This is a genomic window from Microbispora sp. CSR-4, from assembly GCF_008033685.1.
Classification (GTDB): domain Bacteria; phylum Actinomycetota; class Actinomycetes; order Streptosporangiales; family Streptosporangiaceae; genus Microbispora.
On the sequence record NZ_VJVX01000020.1, the window covers coordinates 54,835 to 70,958 of the forward strand.

At 71.3% G+C, this 16,124-nt stretch carries 11 protein-coding genes; 6 read left to right on the top strand and 5 right to left on the bottom strand.

Annotated elements, in window-relative coordinates; all coding sequences use genetic code 11:
• The first annotated feature begins 7 nt into the window (after positions 1–7).
• The 6 genes from FLV34_RS40490 to FLV34_RS16900 all read left to right on the top strand — a co-directional run bounded on the left by FLV34_RS40490 (position 8) and on the right by FLV34_RS16900 (position 9,397).
• Positions 8–166 (top strand): hypothetical protein, encoded by a 159-nt coding sequence (locus tag FLV34_RS40490; RefSeq protein ID WP_168066348.1) that lies wholly within the window; start codon positions 8–10, stop codon positions 164–166.
• A gap of 241 nt (positions 167–407) precedes the next feature.
• Complete coding sequence (locus tag FLV34_RS16880; protein ID WP_147943532.1) at positions 408–2,339, top strand: FHA domain-containing protein; 1,932 nt, start codon at positions 408–410, stop codon at positions 2,337–2,339.
• A 506-nt stretch (positions 2,340–2,845) separates the two neighbouring features.
• Positions 2,846–3,385, top strand: a complete 540-nt coding sequence (locus tag FLV34_RS16885) for an RNA polymerase sigma factor (protein WP_147943533.1) — start codon at positions 2,846–2,848, stop codon at positions 3,383–3,385.
• A complete protein-coding gene (locus FLV34_RS16890) occupies positions 3,385–4,413 on the top strand; it encodes a CU044_5270 family protein (RefSeq protein ID WP_147943534.1) in 1,029 nt (342 codons plus the stop codon). The genes FLV34_RS16885 and FLV34_RS16890 overlap by 1 nt, the downstream gene beginning before the upstream one ends.
• 383 nt (positions 4,414–4,796) lie before the next feature.
• Positions 4,797–6,170, top strand: a complete 1,374-nt coding sequence (locus FLV34_RS16895; RefSeq protein ID WP_147943535.1) for an SWIM zinc finger family protein — start codon at positions 4,797–4,799, stop codon at positions 6,168–6,170.
• Positions 6,167–9,397, top strand: coding sequence for a DUF6493 family protein (locus FLV34_RS16900; protein WP_147943536.1), 3,231 nt, complete (start codon positions 6,167–6,169; stop codon positions 9,395–9,397). Before FLV34_RS16895 ends, FLV34_RS16900 begins: the two co-directional genes overlap by 4 nt.
• Positions 9,398–9,537: 140 nt before the next feature.
• Here the strand turns inward: FLV34_RS16900 and FLV34_RS16905 are convergent, their stop codons facing one another.
• The 5 genes from FLV34_RS16905 to FLV34_RS16925 form a co-directional block, all read right to left on the bottom strand.
• Positions 9,538–10,329 (bottom strand): HNH endonuclease family protein, encoded by a 792-nt coding sequence (locus tag FLV34_RS16905; RefSeq protein ID WP_261985806.1) that lies wholly within the window; start codon positions 10,327–10,329, stop codon positions 9,538–9,540.
• A gap of 211 nt (positions 10,330–10,540) precedes the next feature.
• Positions 10,541–11,491, bottom strand: coding sequence for an ABC transporter substrate-binding protein (locus tag FLV34_RS16910; RefSeq protein WP_142650563.1), 951 nt, complete (start codon positions 11,489–11,491; stop codon positions 10,541–10,543).
• A 175-nt stretch (positions 11,492–11,666) separates the two neighbouring features.
• Positions 11,667–12,650 (bottom strand): ABC transporter substrate-binding protein, encoded by a 984-nt coding sequence (locus FLV34_RS16915; protein WP_142650562.1) that lies wholly within the window; start codon positions 12,648–12,650, stop codon positions 11,667–11,669.
• Entirely contained in the window at positions 12,647–14,584 is a 1,938-nt protein-coding gene (locus FLV34_RS16920; protein ID WP_147943537.1) for a proline/glycine betaine ABC transporter permease, read from the bottom strand. Before FLV34_RS16920 ends, FLV34_RS16915 begins: the two co-directional genes overlap by 4 nt.
• Complete coding sequence (locus FLV34_RS16925; RefSeq protein WP_261985807.1) at positions 14,585–15,655, bottom strand: glycine betaine/L-proline ABC transporter ATP-binding protein; 1,071 nt, start codon at positions 15,653–15,655, stop codon at positions 14,585–14,587. It lies immediately after the preceding gene.
• Positions 15,656–16,124 lie beyond the last annotated feature (469 nt).

Sequence of the window (16,124 nt, forward strand, 5' to 3'; positions counted from 1 at the left end):
CCACAACGTGTTCGCCTGCGCCTTCGCCCTGGCCGGCGACCACGTCGCGGCCAAGGAGCGCTTCGAGGCGTTCGGAGATCTGGTGACCGCGATCCCCTGGCGCTATCTCGGCGATCCCGGCGCGATCTGCGGGAGGCTGCGCCGGGACGCGTTCGCGTACGCCTAGGCCACCCGGCAGGGCAACCGGATTCCAAGCGGACGTCAAGTGGCGGGCGGGACAGTGTCCGCATGGGCGTCATCTCCGGTTTCCGCCCGCCCGGCCGGTCCGACGAAGCAGGGCGAAGCGGGACGAAAAGCGCGACGGCGCGCACGGAGGCGATCGCCTGCCCGACTTGGACGCTTTGCAGCGAACAGGAAGCGTGTCACGATAAATGATCACGACGTTTGCGAGGGAGAGGGGGCGGAGCATGCCGCCTGCGATCGTCGGACATGAAGGTCCACTTGCCGGTCAGCGTTTTCCGATCGACGACAAGCCGATCACCTTCGGCCGCAGAGGCGACAACAGTGTGGTGATCACGAGCGAGCGGGCCTCGCGCTTCCACGCGGAGCTGCGCCGCGAGGCCGAGGGCTACGTGCTCCTCGACCGGGGCAGCAGCAACGGGACGCTGGTCAACGGCACGCGTGTCACCAGGCATGTGCTCCAGCCCGGCGACACGATCGCCATCGGAGGGGAGACGTTCCGCTTCGAGGCGTTCGACGACTCCGTGACGGTGCTGAACACCTCTCTGATGCAGCGGTTCCGCCCGTCAGCGCCGGACGTCGAGCCGGAGCAGGTGTTGCACGTCACCGTCTCCGGCGGCGGGCCCGTCGGGCTGGCCTTCGCCCTGCTCCTCGACCACCTCATGGGGCAGCGCGTCACCATCACGATCTACGACGGCCGCTGGACCATGGACGGCTCGCGCGTCGTGTGGAAGAACGCCAGGCAGGGCAACAACCGGCGGCAGCAGGTCGTGACCGTGCAGAGCCGCCAGTATCTGAACCTCCCGGAGGACGTCCAGCAGCGGCTGTTCACCGAGGGGTCCTACAGCGAGATGTGGCCGGCCGGTCCGGACTCCATCCGCGGCTGCGGCCCGCGGAACATCCGGATCGCCCACATCGAGGACACCCTGCTGGAGATGGCGAACGAGAGGTCCGCCCGCATCCGCCTGGTGCCGGAGAAATTCGACATCGCGGAGCGCCAGGACACCGTGGCCAAGGAGCACGTGCTCGCCATCTGCGAGGGAGGACGCTCGCGGACCCGCGAGCACTTCACCGACAGGTTCGGCCGGGCCGACGAATCGATCTTCTCGCTCGACGGCCGCCACCTGCAGGACGTGGTGCTGGGGATCCGGGTGAAGTCCAGCCTGCCCGACCCGGCGATCGTGCTGCTGACCGTGGCGCAGAACCGGTTTCTCCTCAACTCCCTTCGCGGCGAGGGCTTCCTGAACATGCGGCTCACCGACGACGAGGCCGCGGAGGTCGTCGGCATCGACCCCGTACGGCACGTGTTCGAGGAGTGCGTCGCCTCCAGCCCCTGCCTGATGGAGCGCACCCAGGACGGGGACTTCCACTGCTCGACCCACCACACGCTGTTCCTGCCCGCCCTGATCAAGGGATCGGCGCTGTGGAAGCGGGCGCAGGAAGGGCTCGCGCTCTTCGGCATCGCCGACGGCGACGTGAGCGCGGTCACCGCCTTCCGGCTCGACATGGTGCAGCGGCCGCGGTTCACCGCCCGGTTGTTCTCCCCCACCTCCACCACTCCCGGGACGTACGGGTTCCTGCTGGGCGACGCGGCCAACGCGATCCACTTCTGGCCGGGGCGGGGCCTCAACAGCGGCCTGGCGTCGGCCATCTCGCTGGCCAGGTCGCTCAACCGCAACTGGCGCGGCAGGCCGTTCCGCGACGCCGACTTCGTACGGCACGAGGCGGCGATGTCGATGCTGCAATATCGGCACAAGAGCCGCGCGTGGAACGCGATGGTGACCACCGACGAGCAGGGGGTCACCCGGGCGATCAAGGACACGATCGTGCAGGGCATCGAGGAGGGCAGCGCCGCCCCGGACCGGGAAGCGGACATCGAAGCCATGATGGAGCGCCTGCGGCAGATCCGCGACCGCCTGTCACCCCGTGTGCCCGGCATGCCCGACGACGCGACGCTCCTGCGGCACCTGAACGCACTGAGCAGCGAGACGTTGCACACCCTGCTGGTGAGCGGAGCCTGGGAGACGCTGACGGTCGGCGGCGAGGAGGTCGACATCGACATCTTCGACCAGCCGGTCGCCGCGGCCTCCGCCGCCGCACCCGAGGGGGCGCTCGTCGCACGGCAGGCGGACGGGCAGAGCGGGCGGCCGGTCGGCTGACGCCGCTGCGCGAAACCCAGCCGCACGAAACCAACTGCGTGGATAACCACTACGCGAAATACGGAACCGGCCCGGGCCGTCCGGCGGAGTAGAGGCGAGAGGCGCGACAGCGCCCACGAAAGGATGGCCTCTATGAACGGACAAAACGGGTAGTGAGGGCGATATCTGGCGATCTGCGCTACCCCTCGGTAGCCCCGGCTCACGAACCCGGTGGCTCCCGTGACGGCACCGAGCCAGGTCCCGGAGCCGGTTCCGGAGCCGGTTCCGGAGCTCTGACCCGGCCGTACGACAGCAGGCCGTACCAGGCCGCACTGGACGGGGCCGAACCGCGCGCCGCCGATCCCCCCGCCGCCGGCCCATACAGCGCCCGGCCGCACGACGCCCGGCCGCACGACGCTCGACCGCACGACGCTCGACCGCATGACACTCGACCGCATGACACTCGACCGCATGACACTCGACCGCATGACACTCGACCGCATGACGGCGAGCCGAGCGACGCGCGGTTGATCGAGGCGTCGCTGACCGCGCCCGAGCGGTTCGCGGGCGTCTTCGACCGGCACGCGGACGAGATCCACGCCTACGCCGGTCGCCGTCTCGGACCCGAGCACGCCGACGACGTGACGGCCGAGACGTTCCTCGTGGCGTTCCGCAAGCGGCACCGCTACGACGCCTCGCGGCCGGACGCCCGGCCCTGGCTGTACGGCATCGCCGCCAACCTCATCTCCGGGCACCGCCGCTCGGAGATCCGGCGGCTGCGGGCGCTCGCCCGCGCGCCGCGCGACGCCGACGAGCGCGGCCTCCACGAGGAGGAACGCGGAGCGGAACGGGCGAGCGCCGCCGTCCTGCGGCCCGCCCTCGCCGCCGCGCTGGCCAGGCTGTCGACCGCCGAACGCGACCTGCTCCTGCTGGTCGCCTGGGCCGACCTCTCCTACGAGGAGGCGGCCGAGGCGCTGAAGATCCCCATCGGCACGGTCCGCTCGCGCCTGCACCGCGTGCGCGCGAAGCTGCGCCGCCATCTCGACCTTCCCGAGGAGAACCTGTGATGACCGACGAGATCGACCTGGTGGCGCGGGAACGGCCCGACGTCGCCCCCTACTCCCTGGCGGCCAAGGCGGCCGTGCGGCGGCGGCTGACCGACCCGGCGAAGCGTCCCGTCCGTCCCCGCCCGCGTCCCTACCTGTTCCTGGCGGGCGGGACGGCGCTGCTCGCCGCGGCGGGCGTCACCGCCGTCATCACGAGCCCGGCGGAGCCGGAGCCCCGGCCGGTGGCGGTGAGCGCCGGGGTCGTGAGCCTGCCGAAGGTGTCGAACATGTCGGCCGAGGAGGTGCTGGGCAAGGCGGCCCGCGCGGTGACCGACCTGTCCCTGCGCGACGACCAGTTCGTCAAGGTCAGCTCCCAGACGATGTACGAGGCCGACGTGGTCGGCGAGGACAAGAAGCCAACTCGTTACCTCTACCGGACGAAGCGGACGATCTGGCTGCCGGCCGACGGCACGAGGGACGGCGCGCTGAAGGTCGAGCATCTGGAGCCCCGGGCGTACCCCGGCTGGCCGATCCCGCCGGAGGCGTACCAGCGGAAGGGCACCGAGTGGATGCGGCTCCCTGCCTGCAACAGCGTGCGGGACACCGCCTACACGAACCTGAAGAAGCTGCCCACCGACCCGGAGGAGATGCGCGCCTACCTGTACGGCCGGCCGCGCGGCGACAACCCGCCCGACACCGGCGCGTGGACGGCCGTCGGCGACCTGCTGCGGGAGACGTACGTGCCGGCACCCCAGCGCAAGGCGCTGTTCAATGCCGCCGCCACGATCCCCGGGGTCACGGTCGACGAGAGTGTCGAGGACGCGGCCGGACGGACCGGCATCGGCGTCGGCCGGGTCTCCGGCGGGGTGCGCCAGGAGATCATCTTCGACCCCTCCAGCTATGAGCTGCTCGGCGAGCGCGGCATCGTCGTGGACGAGAAGGAGGCGAAGGCGCCCGTCGGGAGCCTCGTGGCCTCGACCGCCCAGCTGGAGGTCACGGCCGACGACACCGCGCCGAAGGTGGACGACCCCGCCGCCGGCTGCGACTGACCCCGCACGCCGCTCGATCCCGCGGTGTCGCGAATCGAGCGGCGATGCTGAGCCCGATAACGCGGATCGCACGGAGCGAGCGGCACAAGGTTCGGGCGGGGTTCGCGCCCCGCACGCCCGGAGTGCCCGGGGGTGCCGGGGGTGCCCCCGCCCATCACCCCACGCACCGCTCTCTCCCGGAGTGACGAGGATCGCGAGGGGTTCGCCCCCACCGCCTTGCGCGCCCGGGCTCCCCCGCCCACCGCCCGGCGCGCGGTGGATGCCCAGGGCCCGGCGGGTGTCCCGGGCGCGGGGGTGTCCCGGGCGCGGGGGTGTCCCGGGCGCCCGTCCGGGGCGCGCGTCCGGGCGGAGATTTGTCAGTGGTGATCTCTAGCCTCCGGCACATGACAAACGCGACGCAGGCGTATTGCTACGCCGCGCCTTCGATGCTGGTGGACGGGCGTCTCGGGCTCTCGACGTCCGGGGGCGGGGCCCTGAGCGGCCCCGCCGTTGCGCCGAGGTTCTTCAGCGGGGTGGTGACCCAGGCGGCGCCCGCGGCGGCGGCGCTGCTGGGCGTGGCCGACGTGGCCCTCACCCGTTATCACCAGCCGCGTCCGGGGTGGACCCGCGATCCGGTCGTCACGTGCGGCGGCGACCGGCTGCGGCTCGAGTCGTTCTCCGCCTGCGGCGGTGTGTACGCCCGGCTGGACCTGCTCTGGGACGCACTGGACGGCGAGGTGTTCGACCGGGGGACGACCAATGTCGACGTCAACGGCCCGCTGCGGGAGGCGCTGGCCCGCGTGGGCCCGCGCGACCCGCTGCACCTCGGGGTCGGCGCGGACGAGCTCAGGGTGACCACACTCGACGGCGCGGTGGTGGAGAAGAAGGTGCCGCTGCCCGAGCGGTGGCTGCGGGGGTTCGCCGAGGTTCAGGTGATCGCGGCGCGGATGGACCTGCGGGCCGAGCTGCCGGGGATGAGCGCGGTGCGGTTCCTGCGGTCCCTGCCCAAGCGGGCGACGGCCGACCTGTGGGTCGCCCCGGCGGGCCGCGATCTGCGCGTCTCGGACCGGCCCGGCCCCGGATCGGTGTGCCTGTCCGGCGTGGGCCGCCTGGCGACGCTGCTGCCCCTGCTGCGCTTCGCCCGGGGCCTCAAGGTGTACGGCCCGGCGTCCCCCGGCGGCCCGGCGTCGAGCGCGTGGGAGCTGGAGCTGCCCGGCATGCGATACACGCTGGTCCTGTCGCCCGAGCGCTGGCGCGGGTTCTCCGGCGAGGGCGCGGTGCTCGCCGACCTCGCCACCGACGAGGCCGAGACCGACGCCGACGTGGTGGGGATGCTGCTCAACTTCGAGCCCGAGGTGGAGATCGGCCTGCTGGCCGACCGCGCCGGGCTGTCGCCGACGCGCGTGCGCGCCGCGCTCACCCAGCTCGGCACGGCCGGGCGCGTCGGCTACGACCTGTCCGACGCGGCGTACTTCCACCGTGAGCTTCCCTATGACCGGGAGCACGTGCGGCACCTCAACCCGCGGCTGACGTCCGCGCGGGCGCTGGTCGCGGCGGGCGCCGTGGAGGTCACGGGTGACACGGCGCGCGTACGGACCGACGGCGGGCTGCGGGAGGTCGGCCTGACCGACGGATCGTGCACCTGCCCCTGGTGGTGGGACCATCGCGGCTCACGCGGGCCGTGCAAACACGTGCTCGCGGCGAGAATCGCCGCGCGATCCGTCACGGACGCCGACATGCGGACGGTCGTGGAGACGAGCCCGGAGGCGGCACGATGAGCGCCTGGCAGGAGGTGCGCGACCTCATCACGGCGCGTGAGACGAAGACGCTGGCCGACCGCGTGATCGCCCTCACCGAGGCCGAGCGCGCCGAGGTGGCGAAGCGGCTGCCGGGCTTCCTCACGGAGATGCGCGACACCGCCATGCAGATGGCCCGCGAGAGCGAGCGGGGTCAGGGCCTCGACGACGAGGACCCCTGGCTCGCCTGGGAGCGCCGCCGCACGGTGCGGGACGCCCTCTCCGAGTTCGGCACGGTCCTGCGGATCGCGGGAGCGGGGACCATCTCGGGGCCCGCCGCCGCGGCGGCGTGGCTGACCCGCCGCGAGCTCTACCCGGAGTGGGCGCCGGCCCCGAGCCAGGCCGAGGTGGTCCGGGTGCTGGTCACCCGCCCGGCCGAGTGGCAGGCCGACGTGGCGGCCCGGCTCGCCCTGAAAATCCGCAGGCCAGGCGACGATCGGATCGCCCCGCTGGTGCTCGCGCTGCTGCGGGCCTCCGGCATCACGCCGCCCGCGCACGACATGCTCGTCGTCGCGTGGCTGACGGGCGAGGCGGCGGACGACGATCCCCTGCTCGGCCCGCTGCTGCCGCGGATCTTCCACGCCGAGGGCGCGGGCCGCGCCCTGCGCGAGGAACGGCTCACGCCGACGCCCACCCGGTGGTTCTCCCTGGTCCAGCGGCTGCTGGAGGCCGGGCGGGTGTCGCGTGCGGAGCTCCTCGACGGCTGCGTGAGCCGGTTTCTGCGCGGGGGCAACGCCGCGGACCTGCGCTTCTTCGTGCGCCTGCACGGACTGGTCGGCCCCACGCCGCAGGAGGCGGCCGAGCGGGCCCGTGACTACCTGCGGCTGCTCCCCGCCGCCCCCGGTCCGGTCGCCGAGCTGGCCCTCACCCAGATCAACCGCTGCGGCCTCCACGACGACGCCGACGTCCAGGAGGCGATCGAGGCGCTGACCTTCAGGCCCGAGGCCAAGCTCGCCCGCGCCGGCCTGACCCTGCTGGACCGGGAGGTGCGGCGGAGTCCCGCTCGCGCCGGCGAACTCGCTCCCGCGCTCGTCACGGCGTTCGCCCACACGTCCGACGACGTGCGGCGGCGAGCCGTACGGATCGCGCTCAGGCACGCCGCGGCGCTCGGTAGGGACGCCAAGCCGATCGCCGAGGCGGTTCCACTGCTGCCCGCCGATCTCGGCCGGGAGCTCGCCGCGGTGTTCGGCGGCGAGGTCGCGGCCGAGGAGACGCCGGAACCGTTCACCCCCGCGCCGCTGCCCGTCTTCCCCGAGCCCGGCCCGTTCCCCCTGCGGGCCGTGGATTGGGCCACAAGGGCACCGTACGGGTGGGAGGCGTGCGAGCAGTGGCTCGCCGATTTCGTCGAGCGGGTGGGCAGCGATCGGGCGGCCCTGCGCGAGGCGCTCCTCCCTGCCTTCGGGGACTACTCCCCCCATCTGTACGACATGGAGTGCTGGCTCGATCCGGACGCCTGGATCGCCGCCATGGCGAAGGAGGTGATCACTCCCGGCACCGATCCCGGTGTGCCCGATCCGGAACCCGTCGATCCCTGGGCGGGATCGAGCTTCTCCGTGAGCGTGAGCGCCGTACCGCCCGACGAGCCGGAGGGCCACGATCACGAGCCGGACGGCCATGCCGGACCGGAGGGGCACACCGCACCGGACGACGCTGCCGCACTGGACGGGCACCCCGCGCTGGGCGAGCACCTCACGCTGGGCGACCATGCTGGGCGGAACGCCCCTGCCGCGCTGGACGGGCATACCGCACCGGACGACGCTGCCGCACTGGACGACCCTGCCGCACTGGGCAGGCATCCCGCGCTGGACGACCCTGCCGGGCCTGCCTGGCTGGAAAACGAAGGCGACGCGGAAGACGAAGACAGTGCGGAGGGCGAGGCCGCGCCGGAGCCGGCCTTCGGCAATCTGCCGGAGCACGTCCGGGAGGAGATCTTCCGCCAGATCCGTGAGCTCGGAGTCTCCGCCGAGCGGGTGGCGGCGATGCGCGACGGCCTGCCCGTGCCTCCCCGCGATCCCGCCGAGCCGGACTTCCGCGTGGGGATCACGTATTTCGGCTTCCGGCCGCTGTTCGGCAAGCCGGAGGAGCCGGACCCCGCGGTGGAGTTCCGCCGCCGCGCCCGGCTGCCGGAGCCCGCGCGCGTCTCCCCGCCGCACATGTTCCTGCTGCACCGGCTCAGCGAGATCTACCGGGCGCTCCAGGATGGGACGCTGCCTCCCGTCCTGCTGGCGACGCCGACGGTGACCACCGGGCACCTCGATCCCGGCGTGCTGGTGGACCGGCTGGAGCTGTGCGCCGCCGCGGGCACGGAGCCGCTGCCCGCCGACCTGCAGCAGGCGTTGCTACGGCTGCCACGGGGGGCGCACCCGGTCGCGGCCGAGCGCGCCGCACGCGTGGGATCGGAGGCGGCGTCGGCCGTCGGCGGCTGGCTTGCCCGGGGCGGCCTGCCCGATCCGGAAGCCGGGGTGAAGTGGGGCTACGTCGAGGGTGCCCATGAGTACCTGTTCGAGGAGCGCGACCCGGTGCACGTCGAGCGGGTGCGGCTGGTGCCGCTGCTGCGAGCGGAGCCGACCGGGCACCCTCTCATCGACGAGTTGCTGCGCGAGCCGTCGAAGTGGTGCTGGGACGATCACGGATACGCCATGGAGTGGTGGCCGTCGATCCTTCCGTCGCACCGCGAGGTCGTCTCCGTCAACTACCTGCCCCACCTGCTCTATCAGTGGAACCATCCAGGGGTCTATCCGCCTCATCTGAAGGGCGTGGCGGACGCCGACGGCCCGATCGGGGACGCGACCTCGCTCATCCTGGCCTACTTCCTGGCCACGAGCCACCCCGGCTCGGTGCCCCTGCTGCTGCGGATGACCAGCCGGGGAGCACTGGACGCCGAGGCGGTCGGCCGTCAGATCGCGCTGCTGATCCGCCGCACCAGGCTCGAGCCCCGTCCGGTGCTCGCGTCGCTGCGGGAGGCCGCGCATAAGGGGGCGCACGAGCAGGTGTGGGAGATCGTGCGGACCCTGTTGCCCGGCCTGCTGCCCTCCACCGGGGAGCGGCCGGCCGTCGCCCACACCGAGGCGGTGAGGTTCGCCGCCGACGTGGCCGTCTGGGTGGGCGCCCGCGGCGAGATCCCGGCGGTGTCGGCGCACGCCGCCACCGGCCGGGCGAGCCGCTTCACCCGGGAGTGCGCGCGCCTGCGCGACCTGCTCGCCGGATGACGGGGCGCTGCCGGAACGATCCGGCCTGAGATCGTCCGTCTTGTCAGAGAAGGAGCGCGGACGTTCCGGCAGCGTGCGGGGCCGATCGTGCGCGCAGACGACGTCCGGCGGATGCGTCGTCTACCGGTGACCGGACCGGCTCACTTGCACTGCTCCAGCATGGCCGCCTTGTCGGCGGAGGTCACCGGCAGGTCGTACTTGAGGGCGACCTGGGCGAACCGCACGACGTAGGAGCAGCGGATGTCGCGGCTGGGCGGCAGCCAGGTGGCCGGCCCCGAGTCGCCCTTGGAGCCGTTGGTGGAGCCGTCGACGGGGATCAGGTTGAGCGGGTCGTTGGCGATCTGCTTGCGCTTGCTCTCGCTCCACCGCGACGCGCCCATCTGCCAGTCGTACGACAGGGGCATGACGTGGTCGATCTGGACCGCCGCCGCCTTCGACTTGGTCCAGTCGATCGTCTTGCCGGTGTAGGGGTCGTACAGGGTCATGGAGACGATGACGCAGTTGGACCCGTCGCGATATTTGACGTCCCGGCCGTCGCGCTTGAGCAGGTCGTTGCGGGTGTCGCAGCCGTTGCGCCCCCAGGGGACGTCGTCCACGTTGTCGGCCCAGGCGTAGCCGAACTTGTCGCGGTCATAGCCGGTCTTCGACCCCCGGCCCTTCGTCGCCACCTTGTCGATCAGCTCGCGGGCCTTCGCCCGGTCCTTGTCCGACGTGATCGGCTTGAGGCCAGGGCCGGTGCCGTCGGGGTTGTCGAGCGGGTTGACGCCACGCTCCGTCCCGGCGTCGCCCTGCGCGCCGCTGCTCGTGCCGCCGCCCTTGCTCGCGAGGTCGCCGTCGAGTTCCGGCATCGGCCCGCAGCCCGCGAGCACGGCCACCGCCATCGAGAGTCCGGTGATCGACACGGCGATCGACCGGGTTCCACGCCCGCCCACAGCCACCCCTAGGTAATGAAATGTCCCCCTCAGATATAGCAAAGTGCAAATAAGTGGCAAAGGAGGCGCGCGCAAGATCTCGGCGCATGACGAGGGGCGTGGCACGCCGTGCGTGCCACGCCCCCTCGACCGGGCCCGATGGAAGGCCCCGTTGTTCAGATGCGGTTGATCAAATGCGGTTGACCGGCTGCCGTGGATCAGATGCGGTGGATCAGGCGGGGATCCAGTCCTGCCAGACGATCTTGTTGGCCTCGACCCACTTGCGGGCGGCGTTCTCGGCGCTCATCTTGTTCACCGCCATGTCGTAGGCCACGGCGTTCTGGTCGTCGTTGGTCCAGACGAAGTTCTTGATCAGTTCGTACGCCTTGCCGCCGGTCTTGGCGAACTTCACGCTGACGACCTTGTCGAGCAGGTACGGCGGATAGTCGCACTTGATCGTCTTGACGTTGGCGTCGCACCCGATGGCGTACGGCGGCAGGTTGATCTTGACGAGCTTGAGCTGGTTGAACAGCCACTGGGGCTCGTAGAAGTACATCAGCAGCGGGGTCTCGTTCTCGGTGGCCTTGCGGGCCGCCGCGATCAGCGCGTCCTCACTGCCGGAGTAGACCACCTTGTAGGGCAGGTTCAGGTTCCTGATCAGCGCCTCGTCGTTGGTGACGAAGGACTTGTCGCCCGCGAGGAACTGGCCGAGGCCGTCGCTCTTGTCGGTCTTGAACAGGTCCTTGTACTTGGGCAGGTTGTGCCAGTCCGTGATGTCCGGATATTTCTGGACCATCCACTCCGGGACGTACCACCCGATGACGCCCTTGTTGCCGTTCTCACCCGCGGTGATCGCGACCTTCTTGTCTTCGATGTACTCCTTCTTCAGCTCCGGGTGGCTCCAGTTCTCCAGCACGGCGTCGACCGTGCCCTTCTCGAAGCCCTTCCAGGAGTCCGCCTCGCCGCTCTCGACCTTCTCGACCTTGTAGCCGAGCTCGTGCTCGAGGAGATAGGCGACGACCGCGGCGCTGGCCTCGTAGCCGATCCAGGGGTTGATCGCGAGTCGTACGGTCTTCGTGCCGCTCCCGGCGCCTGCCCCGGCGGCGTCATCCGAACTCCCGCCACTGCAGGCGGTCATGACCAGCGCGAGCGTCAGCACGCCGGCAAGGAGACGGATCCTCATATCTAGCCTCTTTGATTTCGTACGGGCGGGTCGTGCGGGCGCGGAACGCGAACGGCGGGGCCGCGGCGACACCGGCAGAGTATTCCACAACACGCGGGATCGGCCGCGATCGCGGGGATCGCGGCCGACGCGTGCGTTCAGCGCCCGGACGGGCGGAACACCGGCACGACCTGGATCACTTCGGCATCCAGGCCTGCCACTTGGTGGGGTTGGCCTCCACCCACTTCTTGGCCGCGTCCTCGGGCGACATCCCGTTGTTGGTGATGTCGTCCGCGACCGCGTTCTGGTCGTCGTTCGTCCACTGGAAGGCCTTGATCAGCTCGTAAGCCTTGCCGCCGGTGTCGGCGAACTTCTTGCTCACGATCTTGTCGAGGTCGTACGGCGGGTAGTCACAGGCGACCTTCTTGGGGTCGCTGTCACAGCCCTCCGTGTAGGCAGGGAGGTTGACCTTGACCAGCTTGACCTGGTTGAACAGCCACTGCGGCTCGTAGAAGTACATGAGCAGCGGCTTCTTCTGGTCGGTCGCCTGCTTGGCGGCCTTGATCAGCGCGGCCTCGCTGCCCGCGTAGACCACCTTGTAGTCGAGCTTGAGGTTCTTGACCAGCGCCTCGTCGTTGGTGACGAAGGACGGGTCGCCGTCCAGCATCTGGCCCTTGCCGTCCGACTCGGAGGTCTTGAACAGGTCGGCGTACTTGTTCAGGTTCTTCCAGTCGGTGATGTCGGGGTACTTCTCCACCATCCACTCGGGCACGTACCAGCCGATGACGCCCTTGTTGCCGGTGCTGCCCGCCTCGACGGCGACCTGCTTCTCCTCGATGTACTTCTTCTTGAGGTCGGGGTGACCCCAGTTCTCCATGATGACGTCGACGTCACCGGACTCCATGCCCTGCCAGGACGGCTCCTCGGCGAGGGTCACCTTCTCGACCTTGTAGCCGAGCTCGTGCTCCAGCAGGTACGACACCACCGCCGCGTCGGCCTCGTAGCCGACCCAGCCGTTGATGGCCATCTTGACGGTGCCCGCGGAACCCGGAGCGGCCGCGGAGCCCGCGGCGCTCGCGCTCGGCGCCGCTGCGGAGTCGTCCTCTACCTTGGCGCCTCCGCAGGCGGCCACGCCGAGGCCGAGAGCGAGCACCCCTGCGATCAGGCGTAACTTCTTCATGCGTTCCTCTTCTTGTGGGGAGAGCGGCGCCCGTTGGCGCCTTGCGTGATCCGGTCGAGCATGACTCCGAGGAGGACCAGGGCGACGCCGGCGGCGAGGCCCTTTCCGTAGTCCTCCTGCTGCGCGAACCCGGCCACGACGTCGTATCCAAGAGCCCCGGCGCCGACCAGCGCGCCGATGACCACCATCGCCAGCGTCATGACGATGCCCTGGTTCGCCGCGAGCAGCAGCGAACCGCGCGCCATCGGCAGCTGGACCTTCCACAGCAGCTGCCGGTCCGTGGAGCCCGCGGAGCGCGCCGCCTCCACGACGGTCCCGGGGACCGCGCGCAGGCCGTCCTCGACGAGGCGGGCGACCACCGGCACCGCGTAGATGAAGGACGCGGTGATCGCCGTGAATCGGCCGTTGCCGAACAGGGCGACGGCGGGCAGCAGGTAGGAGAACGAGGGCATCGTCTGCGCCGCGTCCAGCAGCGGGCGCAGCCCGGCGGCGAACCACCGCGACCGCGCCGCCGCCACGCCGAGCGCGAGCCCCACGGCGATGGTGATCACCGAGGCGACCAGCACCAACGTCAGCGTCTCCATGGCGTGCTCCCACAGCTGCAGCGCGGCGACGCACAGGAGGCAGGCGGTGGCGACCAGACCGGCCGCCATCCCGCTCACCCGCCAGGCGAACACCAGCACCGCCGCGGTGACCAGCCACCACGGCGCGCTGGTCAGCACGTCCTGCAGCGGGTTGAGCAGGCCGTACGCCACCGCGTCGTTGAGGAAGCCGGTGAAGGTGTACCAGTGCGCCTCGATCCAGTCGACCACGTCGTTGATCGGCCGGACGATCTGCACCTCCCACTGCTCGGGGAAGTCCTGCGCCAGCACGGGGAGCAGGGCGAGCCCCGCCGCCGTCAGGACGGCGAACCCGCCCCAGCGGACGGCCCGCGCCCGGGTGCCGCCCTCGCGCCGCTGCGCCGCCGCCCGCGTCATGCGGTCGAGCACGATGGCGATCAGCACGATGGCGACGCCGGGCACCAGCGCGGCGCCCACGTTGACCCGGGCGAGCGCGCGGAGCAGGTCCTCGCCGAGCCCGGGCGCCGCGATCAGCGCCGTCAGCGGCACCATCGACAGCGCCGCGGCGATGGTCTGGTTGACACCCAGCATGATCGTGTTGAGCGCCAGCGGCAGACGGACCTTGCCCAGTGTCTGCCACCCGGTGGCGCCCAGCGACTCCGACGCCCCCACCGCCACACCGGAGACCCGCTCGATGGCCATCGCGGTGATCCTGATCGCGGGCGGCATCGCGTAGATCATCGTGGCGATCGTCGCCGACGCCGGGCCGATGAGGAACAGCAGCACCATCGGCGACAGGTACGAGAACGTCGGCATGATCTGCATGACGTCGAGCACCGGCGTCACGATCCGCCGTACGCGGGGCGAGCGGCCCGCCCAGATCCCCAGCGGGATGCCGAACAGCAGCGACAGCACCACCGAGGACAGGGTCAGCGCGAGCGTCTCGACGCTCGCCTCCCAGAACCCGAGCACGCCGACGCCGGCGAAACCGGCGAACGAGACGAGCGCGATCCGCCACCCGCCGGCCAGCCAGCCGAGCCCGGCGGCCAGCCCGAGGAGTCCGGGCCAGCCGAGCGCGACCAGGACGGCCTGGATCGCGTCGTAGACTCCGGCCGCGCCCAGGCGGATGTAGTTGACGACGTACAGGAAGATCGGGCTGCTGTTGCGGTTGGCGTCGACCCAGTCGCGGGCGTCGTTGAGCCAGTGGAACAGGGTGGCGTCGTCGTCGTGCGGCAGCACGGCCTTGCCGCGGAAGGCCACGTAGAGGACCACCACCGCGATCACGCCGGCGACCGGCGCGACCCACCGCGGCAGGCGCCGGGCCCGCGCCGGGGCCTCAACGGGCGGCGCGACCTGCACAGGCGCGCTCACCATCTACGCCTCCCCACCGGTGGCGCCGGCGGAGGCCCCGGCCACCACGGGCTGGGAGTCCGGCCGCACCGCGCCGAGGAGGTCGACCCGGCTCACCACGCCGACCAGCTCGCCGCCGGAGACGACCCGGATGGGCCGGTCGGACGCCATCGCGGCCGGGACCGCGTCGTGGATGACGGTGTCGGCGGGGAGCTCGGGACCGTCGAGCGGGTCATCGGGCTCGGGGGCACGGCAGATCCAGCGCAGCGACAGCACCTGCGCCCGGGGAACGTCCCGCACGAAGTCGGCCACGTAGTCGTCGGCGGGCGCGCCCACCAGCTCCTCGGGGGTGCCCACCTGCACGATCGCGCCCGCCCGCATGATCGCGATGCGCTCGCCGAGCTTGAGCGCCTCGGACAGGTCGTGGGTGATGAAGACCATCGTCTTGCCGACCTCGCGGTGCAGCCGGATGACCTCGGCCTGCATGTCGCGGCGGATCAGCGGGTCGAGCGCGCTGAACGGCTCGTCGAACAGCAGCACCTCGGGGTCGACGGCGAGCGCCCGGGCGAGGCCCACCCGCTGCTGCATGCCGCCGGAAAGCTGCTCCGGATAGGAGTCCTCGTGGCCTGCCAGCCCGACCAGCGACAGGATGCGCCGGGCCTTCTCGTGCCGCTCGGCCTTTCCGACGCCCTGGATCTCCAGGCCGTAGCCGACGTTGTCCACGACCTTGCGGTGCGGCAGCAGCCCGAAGTGCTGGAAGACCATGCTCACCCGGTGACGGCGGAGCTCCCGCAACTGCTTGGCCGACATGCCGCGCACGTCCTGTCCGTCGATGCGCAGTTCGCCCGCCGTCGGCTCGATCAGCCGGGTGAGACAGCGCACCAGCGTCGACTTGCCGCTGCCGGAAAGGCCCATGACGACGAAGACCTCGCCTGGGCGTACTTCGAAGCTGACGTCCCTGACGGCGGCGGTGCACCCCGTCTTCGCCCGCAGTTGCGCGGGCTCAAGGTCTGCGTCGGGGCTGCCGATGATCCGGTCGGCCTTGGGACCGAAGATCTTCCAGAGCCCGCGAACCTCGATCGCGGCTGTGCCCACTCTGATTCCCCTCACTTGGCGCTCGCCCGCGAGGCGGCGTGGACGCCCGGAAACGCCAAAGCACGGCGCGAGGGCTGCCGCTCGCACGCCGTGAATGAAGAGCGGGGGGCCAACGACTCCTCAGGGCACACGCACAGGCGTTGCGCTAGGCGCAACACGGATCCTGTTTTGACAACAGGTCTGAGGCTAGGGCCCTGCTGCCCCTCTTATGGTGAAAAATGCCACCTAATCTCCATATCGTGACCGTCCAGTGATCTTTTGGTTCGCGGGCCGTACCGGGTTGTGAAGGCGCGGCGGCGCGGCGTGAGGGCCTGCCTCCGGCGCGGCCACGTGCCGTCAGGGCCCGCCCCCGCGCAGGCTCGGCGTGAAGGCCCCGGCGAGGGGCATCGGTGCCGCGCCAGGCTCGGGTCACGAAACGCCGCCCCGCGAGGCGGCGCCCGCGTCGTCACGGACTGCGGACCGAAACCCC